This is a genomic window from Acinetobacter sp. GG23 (assembly GCF_057766365.1).
In genome coordinates this window covers 30,222-45,273 of sequence record NZ_JBYMDJ010000003.1, presented here as the reverse complement: position 1 = coordinate 45,273, position 15,052 = coordinate 30,222, and the positions used below count along the sequence as shown (strand labels likewise).

12 protein-coding genes are annotated in these 15,052 nt (G+C 41.1%); 4 read left to right on the top strand and 8 right to left on the bottom strand.

All coding sequences use genetic code 11. The features are described from left to right. Positions 1 to 86: 86 nt before the first annotated feature. Entirely contained in the window at positions 87 to 2,693 is a 2,607-nt protein-coding gene (acnD, locus tag AC3CAU_RS06310; RefSeq protein ID WP_447054081.1) for a Fe/S-dependent 2-methylisocitrate dehydratase AcnD, read from the bottom strand. A 258-nt stretch (positions 2,694 to 2,951) separates the two neighbouring features. Between acnD and ygfZ the strand changes: the two genes are divergently transcribed. Continuing rightward, positions 2,952 to 3,671 carry a CAF17-like 4Fe-4S cluster assembly/insertion protein YgfZ gene (ygfZ, locus tag AC3CAU_RS06305; protein WP_447054080.1) on the top strand — a complete coding sequence of 240 codons (720 nt, stop codon included), beginning with the start codon at positions 2,952 to 2,954 and terminating at the stop codon, positions 3,669 to 3,671. A gap of 59 nt (positions 3,672 to 3,730) precedes the next feature. On the opposite strand, the gene AC3CAU_RS06300 is transcribed toward ygfZ, so the two are convergent. Next, complete coding sequence (locus AC3CAU_RS06300) at positions 3,731 to 3,982, bottom strand: hypothetical protein (protein WP_131217654.1); 252 nt, start codon at positions 3,980 to 3,982, stop codon at positions 3,731 to 3,733. A gap of 355 nt (positions 3,983 to 4,337) precedes the next feature. Here AC3CAU_RS06300 and AC3CAU_RS06295 point away from each other — a divergent pair, with 355 nt between their 5' ends. After that, a complete protein-coding gene (locus AC3CAU_RS06295; protein ID WP_131217655.1) occupies positions 4,338 to 5,144 on the top strand; it encodes a tetratricopeptide repeat protein in 807 nt (268 codons plus the stop codon). Positions 5,145 to 5,201: 57 nt separating this feature from the next. Here the strand turns inward: AC3CAU_RS06295 and AC3CAU_RS06290 are convergent, their stop codons facing one another. The 4 genes from AC3CAU_RS06290 to AC3CAU_RS06275 are packed head-to-tail and all read right to left on the bottom strand — an operon-like array spanning position 5,202 to position 10,749. Then, a complete protein-coding gene (locus AC3CAU_RS06290) occupies positions 5,202 to 6,125 on the bottom strand; it encodes an AEC family transporter (protein ID WP_447054079.1) in 924 nt (307 codons plus the stop codon). Between the two features lie 58 nt (positions 6,126 to 6,183). Beyond that, the gene (locus tag AC3CAU_RS06285; protein WP_131217657.1) at positions 6,184 to 7,305 is read right to left on the bottom strand and encodes an NADH:flavin oxidoreductase/NADH oxidase; all 1,122 of its coding nucleotides are present in this window, start codon (positions 7,303 to 7,305) and stop codon (positions 6,184 to 6,186) included. A gap of 11 nt (positions 7,306 to 7,316) precedes the next feature. Beyond that, positions 7,317 to 9,467: a TonB-dependent receptor domain-containing protein gene (locus AC3CAU_RS06280; RefSeq protein ID WP_447054078.1), complete on the bottom strand. Its 2,151-nt coding sequence runs from the start codon at positions 9,465 to 9,467 to the stop codon at positions 7,317 to 7,319. Between the two features lie 19 nt (positions 9,468 to 9,486). Beyond that, complete coding sequence (locus AC3CAU_RS06275; RefSeq protein ID WP_131217659.1) at positions 9,487 to 10,749, bottom strand: carbohydrate porin; 1,263 nt, start codon at positions 10,747 to 10,749, stop codon at positions 9,487 to 9,489. Between the two features lie 396 nt (positions 10,750 to 11,145). On the opposite strand from AC3CAU_RS06275, the gene mutM reads away from it, so the two are divergent. Then, positions 11,146 to 12,000 (top strand): bifunctional DNA-formamidopyrimidine glycosylase/DNA-(apurinic or apyrimidinic site) lyase, encoded by an 855-nt coding sequence (mutM, locus tag AC3CAU_RS06270; protein ID WP_131217660.1) that lies wholly within the window; start codon positions 11,146 to 11,148, stop codon positions 11,998 to 12,000. Beyond that, on the top strand, positions 11,997 to 12,278 hold the full coding sequence (locus tag AC3CAU_RS06265; protein WP_131217661.1) for a peptidylprolyl isomerase: 282 nt from the start codon (positions 11,997 to 11,999) through the stop codon (positions 12,276 to 12,278). Before mutM ends, AC3CAU_RS06265 begins: the two co-directional genes overlap by 4 nt. Before the next feature lie 205 nt (positions 12,279 to 12,483). On the opposite strand, the gene mscL is transcribed toward AC3CAU_RS06265, so the two are convergent. Further along, complete coding sequence (gene mscL, locus AC3CAU_RS06260) at positions 12,484 to 12,921, bottom strand: large conductance mechanosensitive channel protein MscL (protein ID WP_131217662.1); 438 nt, start codon at positions 12,919 to 12,921, stop codon at positions 12,484 to 12,486. A gap of 218 nt (positions 12,922 to 13,139) precedes the next feature. Then, the gene (gene typA, locus AC3CAU_RS06255; protein ID WP_131217663.1) at positions 13,140 to 14,978 is read right to left on the bottom strand and encodes a translational GTPase TypA; all 1,839 of its coding nucleotides are present in this window, start codon (positions 14,976 to 14,978) and stop codon (positions 13,140 to 13,142) included. Positions 14,979 to 15,052: the final 74 nt, after the last annotated feature.

The following is a 15,052-nucleotide window of genomic DNA, read 5'->3' as shown; positions in this document are numbered from 1 at the left end:
AAAAAATTTAAGTGACATTAAAAATAAAGCCATATTAATAATATGGCTTTATTGGTTAAAAATCAAACACCTTTATAAATAGTTAATTACGCCACTTGCCCTTCCAAAAAGTCCTGTGCAAAGCGTTGCAATACACCACCCGCTTCATACACATGCACTTCTTCTTCGGTATCCAAACGGCAGGTTACCGGCACTTCAGTAATCTGATTCTTGCCATCATCTGTGGCACGTTCAATCACTAAAGTTAAGGTTGAACGTGGCGCAATATTACCAATCACGCTATATAGCTCAGTACCATCCAGCTTCAATGTTTTACGGTCTGTGCCCGGTTTAAACTCAAGCGGCAATACACCCATGCCGACCAGATTGGTACGGTGAATACGCTCAAAACCTTCTGCAACAATCGCTTCTACACCAGCTAGACGCACACCTTTGGCAGCCCAGTCACGGCTTGAACCCTGACCATAGTCTTTACCGGCAATCACAATCAAAGGCTGCTTACGGTTCATGTAAGTTTCAATCGCTTCCCACATACGCATTACTTCGCCTTCCGGCTCTACACGCGCTTTCGAACCTTGCTTAATTGTACCGTCGGAACGAACCACCATTTCATTAAACAGTTTCGGATTCGCCAGTGTCGCACGTTGTGTAGTCAGGTGATCACCGCGGTGCGTCGCATAAGAGTTAAAGTCTTCTTCAGGCACACCCATTTTTTTCAGGTATTCGCCTGAAGCACTGTCGAGCACAATCGCATTCGATGGAGATAAGTGGTCGGTGGTAATGTTGTCACCCAAAATTGCCAGCGGACGCATATTTGCAAGTGTACGCGGTGCAGCCAATGCCCCTTCCCAATACGGCGGACGGCGAATATAGGTACTTTGCGGACGCCAGTCATACAGTGGACTGACTGTCTTTTCATTCTTGCCTAGATCGAACATTGGAATATAGACTTGACGAAACTGTTCAGGCTTCACTGACTTTTGCACCAAAGCATCAATTTCAGCATCGGATGGCCAAATGTCTTTTAAGTAAATTGGATTACCGTCTTTATCGTTGCCAAGTGAATCTTTTTCGATGTCAAAACGAATAGTGCCGGCGATTGCATACGCAACCACGAGCGGCGGTGATGCCAAGAATGCCTGTTTTGCATAAGGATGGATACGACCATCAAAGTTACGATTACCCGATAACACCGCAGTTGCATACAGGTCACGGTCAATAATTTCTTGCTGAATTTTTGGGTCTAACGCACCAGACATCCCGTTACAGGTGGTGCAGGCATAAGCCACAATACCAAAGCCGAGTTTTTCTAAATCGTGCAATACACCCGCCTCTTCAAGGTAAAGTGCTGCCGTTTTAGATCCTGGTGCAAAAGATGATTTCACCCAAGGTTTACGGGTTAAACCCAACTCGTTTGCCTTACGCGCAAGCAAACCTGCTGCAACAGTATTACGCGGGTTTGATGTATTGGTACAAGACGTGATTGCAGCAATGATCACTGCACCGTCCGGCATTAAACCATCGGTACGCTGCTCAACCACGCCGGCAATGCCTTTTTCTTTTAAGTCAGCTGTAGATACACATGCATGCGGATTCGATGGCCCGGCAATATTGCGGGTCACAGTCGACAAGTCGAAACGCAGTACACGCGGATATTCTGCTTGTTTCATTTCGGATGCCCAAAGCCCAATTTCTTTGGCATAGGCTTCAACCAGTTTCACTTGTTCTGCTTCACGACCAGTCAAGGTCAGATAATCAATGGTGTTCTGGTCAATGTAGAACATGGCAGCCGTTGCGCCATATTCAGGAGTCATGTTGGAAATCGTGGCACGATCCCCCACCGACATGCTGTCCGCACCTTCACCAAAGAATTCAAGATAGGCACCCACGACACGCTCTTTACGCAAAAATTCAGTTAGTGCCAATACGATATCGGTTGCAGTAATACCGGCTTGACGCTGACCGACCAGTTCCACACCAATAATGTCTGGCAGACGCATCCACGATGCACGGCCCAGCATCACATTTTCAGCTTCCAAGCCACCGACACCAATCGAGATTACCCCCAAAGCATCGGTATGCGGAGTATGCGAGTCTGTTCCTACGCAGGTATCTGGATACGCCACGCCATCACGGTTTTGAATCACCGGAGACATTTTTTCCAGATTGATCTGGTGCATGATGCCGTTGCCCGCAGGAATTACATCGACATTTTCAAAGGCTGTTTTGGTCCACTCAATAAAGTGGAAACGGTCTTCATTACGACGGTCTTCAATGGCACGGTTTTTCTCAAAAGCATCAGGATCGGAACCGCCATACTCCACTGCCAATGAGTGGTCAACGATGAGCTGTGTAGGAACAACTGGATTTACCTTGGACGGGTCTCCGCCCTGATCAGCAATCGCATCACGTAAGCCAGCCAAGTCGACCAGTGCGGTCTGACCCAAGATGTCATGACAGACTACACGTGCCGGATACCAGGGAAAGTCGTGATCTTGTTTACGTTGAATAAGTTCTTTTAATGACTGCTCTAAAATGGCTGGGTCACAACGGCGTACCAACTGTTCTGCAAGTACTTTAGAGGTATAAGGAAGTTTGGCATATGCGCCTGGCTGGATATCTTCTACGGCTTGGCGCACGTCAAAATATTCGAGCTGGGTGCCTTGCAGTAGTTTACGGTAGTTGTTGTTCATAGCTTACCTGCCTCTTAAATCATTTTTTTACTGCGTAATTGTTGTTGACTAGTCACACTCGTTTGTTAGCATTGTACGCTGTGAAAAAGCCATTTCCCAAATCACATATATTTCAAAAGCTTAGGTATAAAATTGGCATTTTAGAAATATTTAGTTACATAAAATTTAGAATATTTGCCCTAAATGTGCTTTTTTTTGCAAAATAGCGGAAAATACAGCTAATTCTTTAGTATTAGATCCAGTATTGGTGGGCAATAAATGAATAATCCAGCTTTCTCCTTATTCACGCTAAACGGTGTGGATGCGCAAAAATTCCTTCAAGGTCAAGTGACTTTAAATACCGAAGCCTTAACAGAAAACCTAACTCGATATACAGCAATCTGTAGTTTAAAAGGTCGTATTCAGTTTGGTTTATGGCTCAAAAAAATTAATCCGGAAAGTTTTGAAATTGTTGTGACTGCCGATCAAGCCGAAGAGTTTGCCAAGCATATTAAAAAGTTTGGTGCATTTTCTAAAATGAAGCTGGAAGAAGTCGGTTCAGTGTTCCCTACTCTAGATGGCGACAGCACTAATTTTTCTGCGGCTGAAACTGATATTGCAGTATGGCAACTGCAAGCGATTGAATCCGGTCAAGCCTGGATTGAAGCAGCAACGGCGCATGAGTTCCAACCGCAAGAATTACGTTTACACCAACGTGAAGGCGTGCATTACGACAAGGGCTGTTATATTGGTCAGGAAATCATTGCGCGCCTGTGGTTTAAAGCCAAGCCTAAAAGCTGGTTACATTTGGTTCAAGGTACAGGTGCAACACCTGCTTTGGCAACAAAGTTAAATAATGATGTTGAAGTGGTAAACAGCATTGCGATTGATGGCGGTTATAAAGCTTTAGTGGTCGCTAAACCTGCAGCACTTGAAGAACTAGGTTTAGCCGTTTTAGATTTACCAGAGGCTTTAAAAGGCGATGTGGCACGTCCGTAATAATATTCAAGTTTACTAACTCCATTAAAAAAGCCTCCCAAATCGGAGGCTTTTTAAAATCATAAATTAAAATCGTGAAAAAGTTTGTTCATGTCTTTAATGACATACTCTTTAAAATGAAATGCACGCGCATGTTTTGCATCAATACGTGCCGTCTTACCCTCATGTTCAAAGATATAAACACGGTCGTCTTTGCTCACCAAAAAGTTTTTGCCTAATCTCATTAACAATGCATCAAATTTATCTTCATCCGGAATGCTTTCATCCAGATTAATCTGATCATATGCCCGTTTAATCGCTTTGATGAACATTCATATACTCACAATTTTATTCAGCCGCGATTTAAACAAACATTGAGGAAAAAGCAAAGTGCTGTTGATTTCGTGACGCCTTTTTTATGTCATGAAATTTTACTTAAACTAAAACTTTAACTTTAACTTTAGAAGAGCAATTCACGTTAATACAAAAAAGCCTTAAGGCTGATTTAAGCTACTCATTATTTACTTAAGCCCTTGCTCTGCAAATATCAAAAAAAATTGTTGCAGTACACAAATCATATATTTACATTCACACAATTAAACTTATGATGTTGTATTGAGTCTTCCACATACATTCTTAAACACATAAATGGAATTATGTGATTGTTTATAAAAAGGTTATTAAACTATGAAAAAAATTATACTTGCCAGCATCATTGCGCTGTCTTCACATCTTGCAATGGCAGAGATGGCAACAAACTCTGTTGATCCTGCATTTGCTAAAATTGAAACATTAATCAAATCCAATAATATGAAGGATGCTTACCAAGAATTGGAAAAATTGGCCAAAACGGGGAATGCTCAAGCCATTTATAACTTAGGCTATCTGACTCAAACCGGTCAAGGTACAGCCAAAGATGAGAAAAAAGCCATTAAGCTGTATGAAGAGTCTGCAAGCAAAGGCTATCCTGTTGCCAACTATGTATTGGGTAAAAATTACATGGGTGGAACTCTAGGTCTTAAACAAGATACTAAAAAAGCCAAACAGTATCTAGAAAAAGCCTCTAATCAGGGTTTTGCTGATGCGACTGTCGATTTAGCCGTTTTACTTTTTGCTGAAGGTACACCTGCTTCAGAAAAACTGGCATTGCACAAATTAGATCCTTTAATTAAAAAAGATAACTATCAAGCAATTCATGCCAAAGCGTTATATGACATTAGTTTGGGTTTTAAAAATAAAAATGAAGCACCCATTAAACAAGGTTTAAAAAGCATTCAAGAGTTGGCGCAAAAAGGCTATATTCCAGCCTTGATGGCCGTGGGCAATATGTTTGCAAATGGCAAAATCGTGCCGCAAAACTTGCCTGAAGCGAAAAAGATATTCTCTGCGCTAGCAAAAGAAAATATACCGCAAGCCAAAGAATCTTTAGCAGTAGTGGATAAAATGATGGCTGAACAAGCAAAAGCTCCTGCAAAGGCTGAAAAGAAAAGCTAAGTTTTCCTCATAAAAAAAGCCCTCAGTTAGGGGCTTTTTTATTGCCGTTATCATCATTTACCACCAAATTGCAATTAGACCACTCAGCAGCATAAAACCCAATATTGTACTGAGCATTAGAGCGCTCAGTGCTTTATCACCAAGTCCATAGTTCTGTCCCAAAATACCGAACGCAATCGGCATGGGTAATGCAGCAAGCAATGTGCCGGCATACAGCATTTCCTGACTGACATTGGGTGAAATACTCAGTAAGGCAAAAATAGTCAGTGGCATCAGTACAATTTTTATTAGCACCAAAGTCATGCTCTGTAAATCTACAGCTTTTAAACTCATTCCAACCAGACTTCCCCCAATGACAAATAAAGCAATCGGAGATGCCGTTTTGCCTAACATCTCTAAAGCCTGAGCAATGGAAGATGGAAGTTGGATCTTCAAGATCACACATAACATGCCAAACACGATCGACAGAATAACCGGATTTTTAATGACGTTATATAAAGTCTGCTTGAGCAACTGAGATTTCGCCCGATGTTGATGAATACCTGCTTCAGCAATAATCAGGGTCAAAGTCATAATTAGCAGATTTTCAATAATCAGGGTCAAGGAAAGATAAATTGCTGCATGCTGTCCAATCAACATCATAAGTATGGCTGTACCAATAAACCCGGTATTGGACATGGATGCGCCCATAGACAATACGCCAGATTCGGTCAAACGACATTGAAAATATTGACGGTACAACAAAAATGCAAAGGCAAAAACAAACAGTGATCCCCCGCCATAAGCGATGAAATAACTGGGATGCCAAATTTCATCAAAACGCTTACTGGATAAGGCTTGCAATAAAAATGCCGGCAAGGATATTTTAAAAACAAACTGACTTAAACCTTTTATATGCTCGGCTAAAATAAATTCGAACTTTACGCAGATAAATCCCAATAGAAGCAGCAGGCAAATCGGTAAAATTACACTTAAAACCACAACTGCTCCTTGTTTTTAAATCAAATTATTTCAGCTCAATCACTACCATTTGAACCATTCAATTTTGGTTTTGAAAAGGTTTAAACAGTGATTTCAAACCATGCGGCTGACAGCGCAAATATTGCGGTGAAATTTCAATATGTGCATCCAATGTCGCAGCAGCATGCCAAGGCCAACGCGGATCGTAAAGCATGGCACGTGCAAGACCAATGGCGTCTGCTTGTCCGGTTTGTAAAATATGTTCAGCTTGCTGCGCTTCAGTAATCAGTCCTACTGCAATGACCGGAATATGAACCACTTTCTTTATTGCTTCAGCAAAAGGCACCTGATAGTTGGCACCAATTTGAATCTGTTGCTGGGCATGCAAACCACCACTGGATACGTGAATATAAACTGCCCCCAACTGCTCTAGAGCTTTGGATAAACCGACCGAAGATTCCACATCCCAACTGTCTTTTCCATCGATCCAATCGGTCGCCGAAATACGCACCCCGACCGGATAATCTGCAGGTACTGCATTTTTTATGGCTTGCAGTACTTCAAGCGTCAAGCGAATCCGGTTTTCAAAACTGCCCCCATATTCGTCATCCCGGGTATTGGAGAGTGGTGACATAAACTGGTGCAGCAAATAACCATGCGCTGCATGTATCTCAATTATATCAAAACCTGCATCCACGGCGCGTACGGCTGCATCAGCAAAGTCCTGAATCACTTTCTGGATTTCATCTTTACTCAGCGCATGCGGTGGGTGATCAGTTGGATTAAATGGCAAATCACTGGCAGAAACAGTTTGCCAGCCGTGTGCTTCTTCCGGTTTAAATTGGTCTTTTCCAGCCCAGGGTTTATCGGTAGATGCTTTACGGCCTGCATGCGCCAATTGAATACCAAAAGGCATAGGAGATAAAGATTTTACTTTAGCCAACAGCGCTTTTATTTGAGCACGTTGCAAATCATTCCAAAGCCCTAAATCTGCATAACTGATTCGCCCTTCAGGCTGAACCGCAGTGGCTTCAATAATGCATAAACCTGCACCCGACAAGGCATAGTTCGCCCATTGCTGTTCGTGCCAATAGGTCACTTCCCCTTGTTCAGTTGCTGAATACTGACACATGGGTGCAATCACGATTTTATTATTAAGTTTTAATGTTCCAAACTGAATATTTTCAAATAATAAAGCCACACTTTCTCTCCTTAAAATGCTTTAGTAACACTTAAACCTGCGCTCCAGTTCGCACCATCCGCAGGTTCAAAGAAACGACCATTGCCATCATTGACAATGACTGAGCCTACATACTCTTTATCAAATAAATTATCGACCCGGGCAAAAGTCCGCACTTTCCAGTCTGCATTTTTCCAAATATAACCCACATTGACACTGGTTACGCTATAGCTTGGTGCAGCATCAGAATTGAGATCATCGACATATAATTTGTCAATATAGCGAACATCTAGCCCAGCGTTAAAACCAGTTTCCGGCTGCCAGCCCAAAGATGCAAAAGCCTGATTTTTAGCTACACCTGGAATGTAATTCCCTTTCGCTACTACCTTTGCAGGGTCAGTATTTGGGATATCGGCATCAAAAGTTGCATCGATAAAACTATAACTTGCTTGCGCAGTTAACTCACGCCATAGCTTTTTATTCCATGAGAGTTCCACACCTTGTCTTAGCGTTTTATCGGCATTGCGGAAAGTATTCCGTCCATTGTTCGATTCAGCTGAAACGATGTCGTTGTGCGTTTCACTTTGGAAAATAGCAGCAGTAAAATTACCGAAACGATTTTGAGATTTTAAGCCCAGTTCATAGTTATCACTGGTCGCAGGGTTTAAGTCAAAGTTAATTCCCGATGTCGCCACTGTTGGATAAGCCATTTCAGTAAAAGTCGGGGTTTCAAAACCTTTGGCATAACTGATATAGGTCGAAAATTCTGGAGTAATGTTCCAGGTCAATGCGGCAGAAGGTAAAAATTTTTGATAATCCGTTTTACCGCTGTCGTCTCCATTATCTGTGACAATATAATGATCTTTAGATTCATAATGCACATTGCTATAACGTAAGCCAGTATCTAATGTCCAATTGGGTAAAAAATCCCAAGAGGCTTGCAGATAAGGGTCTAAATTCCACAGCGTATTATTTTCATCACGACGTAATTGGCCTTTTTGGCCTTTATTAATATCTGAAGCAGGAGTATCAGCTGCGGTTCTAGTAAAGTTTTCATAACCTTGACGATCTTCGGTCATTGCATCAAAAGCAAAACCGGCGGTAAAACGTGTATTGGGTAATAAGTCTTTAGCTGTCCAACGCAAATCAGTACCGTAATAATCACGGCTAAAATCGATCACTCCACCGGCATGTGTTGCGCTATTGCGTTGTGCTGTATTTGGTATTGATTGGTATTGAACAACTTCTCGGTGTCCTATATAAGCCATACCATACAATTCATGTTGGTCATTTAAAGGCTTAGTCCAATTCAATCCTGTTTGAGTTTGATTGATTTCCTTACGAACATTGTATTCATTAACAATATCGGCAACCTGCTTAGGATTAGCTTTCCATTGCGCTCGGGTCAAGCCCTGTGGATCATCAGCGTTAATATCCACATGATTCACAATCCAGTTCAGTTTAGAACCGTCATCTAAATCCCAAGTCAGTTTGGCATTGCTTAATACTTTTTTGGCAGCGCTATGCTCACGATAACCATCGGTATCAAAATAAGATGAACTCACTACATAACTTGGCTCACTGGCTTTATCTGCCCCACCTTGCAAGACAATATCCGTACGACCTTTGTTATGACTCCCCAGCGAGTAGCCTAACTGGATAGAGTCACGGCCCTCGCCTTGTTTAGTGGTGGTTAAAATCGTACCACCCGAAGAGTTACCATAAAGTGATGAAAATGGTCCACCCAAAACTTCAATATGATCCAAGCTGCTTAAATCAATATTCGAGGTTTGTCCCTGACCATCAGGCATAGTTGCAGGAATGCCATCCACATATAAACGTATGCCCCGCACCCCAAAAGTTGAGCGTGCGCCAAAGCCACGCATCGAGATTTGTAAATCTTGGGCGTAATTTTCACGGTTATTCAGTTGTAAGCCAGGCACACCTTTTAAGGTTTCAGATAAATTAATGCCCAGATTATTTTCATTGTTGTTCTGATCAACTCGATATACCGAAGCTGGTGTTTGCAACCAGTCTGTATCAGTACGTGTTGCTTCAATTTTTAAGGTAGGCAACAAAACAGGTTCCGTAGAATCTGCTTCAGCATAAAGGTTTTGGCAGATGCATGCCGTCAGGCAAAGTAAAGTCATATTGATGGGCATCAGGTGATATTTACCTTGCATGGGGACTCTCTATGTCATATTAAAATACTACTTTAGAGCTTAAACCAAGAACCAAGGCATCGTCCACGTTATTTGTAGTGCCTGGGTTAATAACATATTGAATATTCGGACGAAGCATTAACCATTTGGTTGGGTAATAGCTATAGTTCAATTCAACATTGTATTCGGCACTGGCATTAAATGCAGGATGAGGGATACGGTCATTTACATGTACACGGTTTATCCCCAGGCCTAAAATGTCATTAGGTTGAGAATCCAGTAAACCAATATATTTCACCCCGATTTGTTGTGAATTATCGACTTTATTGGTGGTACGGTCATGCCAGGTAAAGTTGGCAAAGCTATGCAAGCCCTGTTTACCCGAACCTGTCGAGGTCAATTGCTGTTCGACTGCCAACCAGCCAGCATAAGTACGATCTTCGCCCATTGTGCCTTTAGCATAGGCAACATTATATTGATTCTTAGCTTCATCGGCCGTGTTGTATATACCACCTACCCGGTAGCTGCCCGGCAAACCGTTCACAAATGATTTCGGCTGCCATACTACTTCCACGGGAATAGTCACACCATCGGCATGATCAGTATCCAAGTTCCAGCCATGACGTTCCAAGGCATTTTCAGGGTTATATTCATACACACCGACTTGAGTAAATACTTCAGGCGTTACCTGATATTTCAGACGGCCACCCCATTGTGAAACAGGCGTGTTCATCCAGATATTGCCTTGCCATTTCCCCATTTGCGCCGCACAAAATGCTGTGCTCTGGAAATCACACGCCATCACGTTAAAGTCCATTCCTAAACCTAAACGACCGACTTTGACACTCACGCCTTGCGCTTTAAAATTCTTTTCAATCGACAATTCACTTAAACGTGTTTTTTGGTTACCACGGCCAAAGTTCGCCTGAACATTGGCAAGTTGCGGCACCTCACCCTGCAAATCATCGACTGTGGTATTTTGTCCTTGACGTGCACTCATCACAGCACGAATTGTCACCCCATCCCAGCCTGCAAGTTTTTCCATATCGAAAGTTGAGCCTAACCATAATTGGCTCGCTACAGTCGGATCATTGCCATCATCACGACCGCCATCGGCTAAATAGGCAACATCAGCAGCAATATTGGCATCAAATTTCATGCCTCTAGCTGCAAGTTCAGTACGTTTACCGTTCCAGTCACCTAACAAATACTGACCATTTAGGTCAAATGCTTCAACAGCTTGAGTTTGGGCCATGGCAACCATCATCAAAGTTGGTAACAGAGCTAGACTAAATTTTTTCATAAGGAAAACCACAGCAACATTTAGAGACTACAATTCAAAGAAATTGCATATATTGTGTGAAAATTACATAATTTATAAACATTAATCTCATCAATTTTTTTATCATATAAAAAACAAAAAGTTATATATAAAGTAAAATAAATAACAATTAGTTTAATATAAATTAAATTTATTAATAATTTTCAATAATTTAATGAAAAATCAATTTTAAAAAATAACTATCTATAATAAAAATGGAATTTAAAATTAGACTAAAGGGTATATGTTTAATCAATTTAAAAGAAAGGTATTTAGAAGATAAATCACAAATCTCACAGATTGGAATTCAAAATAAAAACTTGCATTCACTACCTCGTAACCCGATATTAGCTTTATCTACTCACACTAAAATCCAACATGCCTGAATTACCTGAAGTCGAAACCACCAAAACCAGTTTATTACCTTTAATTGACCAAAAAGTCTTAAAAGTTGAAGTGCATCAGTCTAGTTTACGCTGGCCTATCCCTGAAAATATTCAGAAATTGAAAGGACAAAAACTGCTTAAGCTGACCCGACGTTCTAAATATATTTTGGCAGAGTTTGAGCACGATACTATGCTCTGGCATTTAGGCATGTCGGGGAGTTTCCGTCTTTGCGATGCCCATACGGAATTACGCAAGCATGATCATTTAATTATTCAATTTGAAGATATCGAACTGCGTTATCACGACCCGCGCCGTTTTGGCTGTATTTTATGGCTAGATCCCAACTCGCAAAGCAAACTGATTGATACTTTAGGCCCTGAACCTTTAAGTGATGCCTTTAATACGGATTATTTAGCGGAAAAATTTAAAAAGAAAAATGTCGGTGCCAAAGTGGCGATTATGGATAATCATATTGTTGTCGGCGTAGGCAATATTTACGCAACTGAGAGTTTGTTTAATCTCGGTATTCACCCTGCCCAGCCCGCTTCAAGTTTAAATCGCACACAAATTGAAAAACTGGTCATCGAAATTAAACGTATTTTAAAACAGGCGATTGATTTAGGGGGCTCTACCCTGCGTGACTATAGTAATGCGATGGGTGAAAATGGTTATTTCCAGCAAACCTTGTTGGCCTATGGGCGCGCCGGTGAAATGTGTATTAACTGCGAAAGCACTTTAGAAAATTTAAAGCTTGGACAACGTGCCAGTGTATTTTGTCCGCAGTGTCAGCCTTTAAAAAAAGTTAAAATAGTAACCAAGACACCCTCTAAAGTGAATAAAGCATGAAATCTGCCATCGTCCGTCATATTTTAGTCAAAGATAAAGAATTGGCTGAACAGCTGAAAAAGAAAATTAAAGCCGGTGCAGATTTTGCCAAAATTGCCAAACAGCATTCAACTTGTCCGTCGGGTAAAAAAGGTGGTGAACTGGGTGAAATTAAAAAAGGTCAGTTGGTTGGCCCAATTGATAAAGCTGTTTTCACTTTAGCTGAACGTGAATTACATGGCCCGATCAAAAGTCAGTTTGGCTGGCATTTATTGGAAATTAAGTTCCGGATGGATTAGCAATCTATGTTGCTCCTTCCTACTTTTAGGAGGTGAGGAATATATTCCGCAAGGGGATGGAGGTGATTTACCATTATAGAAAACTCACCTCTCCCCAGCGCTCACTTGCGCTGCGTTTTAAAAGAGTGCTTTAAAACTTGCTCAAGAGAGAGAATAAATAAGGTATAAAAAACGGCGCATTTAGCGCCGTTTTTTATGAATAAAATTAAAGTTGTGGACGTTTTTTCAATTCATCACGAATTTCACGCAGTAATTCGATATCGGCGGGTGTTGTCGGAGTTTCCTCTACCGGGCCTTCTTGTTTACGTAAACGATTCATAAATTTAACCAGCAAAAATACCACCCAGGCCAAAATTAAGAAGTTAATTAAAATCGTTAAGAAGTTACCATAAGTCAGAACATTTACACCCGCCTTAGTTAAAGCATCTAAAGATTGTAAATTATCGGGGTTCTTGCCTAATACGAAGAATTTTTGCGTAAAATCGACACCACCACCAGTGATCACCGTGATTAAAGGCATAATAATGTCTTTAACCAATGAGTCAATAATCTTACCAAAAGCACCACCGATGATGACACCAATGGCTAAATCCATCATATTGCCTTTAATGGCAAATTCTTTAAATTCTTGAACAATACTCATGTCTGTCTCCAGTTTATCTTTAAAGCTATTCTTTATTAATATATTTTGGGAACTGTATGATGCGGTAGTGCATTTATAACAGCTTATAATTCCTTCTAATTTACTCGGAATTATTTATGTTGAATATATTGAATTGCCAATTGTAAACAAAAAAAATGCTACCAATAAATTGATAGCATTTTTTCAATCATTTAATTCAGTTCAAACTGATTAAATCATTATTTACCAGAACGGTTACGTTTACGTTCGTTCTCAGTCAAGTAACGCTTACGGATACGAATTGACTTAGGAGTTACTTCAACTAATTCATCATCTTCAATGAATTCAAGCGCTTGTTCAAGCGTGTATTCAATTGCAGGTACTAATGTTAACGCTTCATCTGTACCAGATGCACGTACGTTAGTTAACTGTTTCGCTTTAGTCGGGTTAACTGTCATGTCGTCAGAACGTGAGTTAATACCAATGATCATACCTTCGTAAACTTCTAACTGTGGTTTAGCGAATAGACGACCACGGTCTTGAAGAGTGAACAGTGCATAGCCAAGGCAAGTACCTTGAACCATAGAAATCAACACACCATTTTGACGTTTCGCAACAGTACCTTGTTTCATTGGACCGTAGTGCGAGAAGCTTGACGTCATGATCCCTGTACCAGAAGTCATGGTCAGGAATTCTGAACGGAAACCGATCAAGCCACGTGAAGGAACAGTTGCTTCAATACGGATACGGCCTTTGCCGTCAACTTCCATATTGGTCATTTCGCCTTTACGGTGACCCATTTGTTCCATTACAGAACCTTGGTGTTGTTCTTCAACGTCGAAAGTCACGTTTTCGTACGGTTCTTGTTTTACACCGTCAACTTCTTTCAAGATTACTTGCGGACGAGATACACCCATCTCGAAGCCTTCACGACGCATGTTTTCAATCAGAACTGAAAGGTGAAGTTCACCACGGCCAGATACTTTGAAACGGTCTGGAGAATCAGTATCTTCAACACGTAATGCTACGTTGTGAATCAATTCGCGGTCTAGACGTTCACGGATATTACGTGAAGTAACGAATTTACCTTCTTTACCAGCAAACGGTGAGTTGTTTACTTGGAATGTCATGGTTACTGTAGGTTCGTCTACAGACAATGGCGGTAAAGCTTCAACATTTTTAGGATCACAAATTGTGTCAGAAATGTTAAGTGCATCAATACCAGTTACACAAACGATGTCACCAGCATTTGCTTCTTCAATATCTACACGGTCTAAACCATGGTAACCCATAATTTTTAAGATACGACCGTTACGAGTCTTACCTTCTTTATCGATTACAGTAACTTGCGTATTTAATTTTACTGAACCACGTTGAATACGACCCACACCGATAACACCTACGAAGCTGTTATAGTCAAGTGAAGACACTTGCATTTGGAATGGACCATCAACGTCAACTGCCGGCGGTTCAACGATGTCTACGATTGTTTGGAACAATGGAGTCATGTCATCAGCAAGTTCTTCTGGAGAAGGACCTGCAACACCACGTAAGCCTGAAGCGTAAACAATTGGGAAGTCTAACTGTTCGTCAGTAGCACCCAGGTTGTCGAACAAGTCAAATACTTGGTCAATTACCCAGTCTGGACGCGCGCTTGGCTTGTCTACTTTGTTAATGATTACGATTGGCTTTAGACCGCTTGCAAAGGCTTTTGATGTCACAAAACGCGTTTGTGGCATTGGACCTTCTTGAGAGTCAACAAGAAGCAATACACAGTCAACCATTGACATTACACGTTCAACTTCACCACCGAAGTCTGCATGTCCCGGGGTGTCCACGATGTTAATGCGATATTCAGTGTTTGTACGCGCATCTAACCATTTAATTGCAGTGTTTTTTGCAAGAATGGTAATACCACGTTCACTTTCAATAGCGCCAGAATCCATGACACGCTCGATCTCACCCGCGCGATCACCGAGAGCACCTGATTGTTGCAAAAGTTTGTCTACAAGAGTGGTTTTACCATGATCGACGTGCGCAATAATGGCGATGTTACGGAGAGTTTTAATATCTGACATGTATATTCGATGCATATTTAATTTGAGGGCAAATTATACAGAAAAATACAAAGTTTTAGTAGTGACAGTTCAGT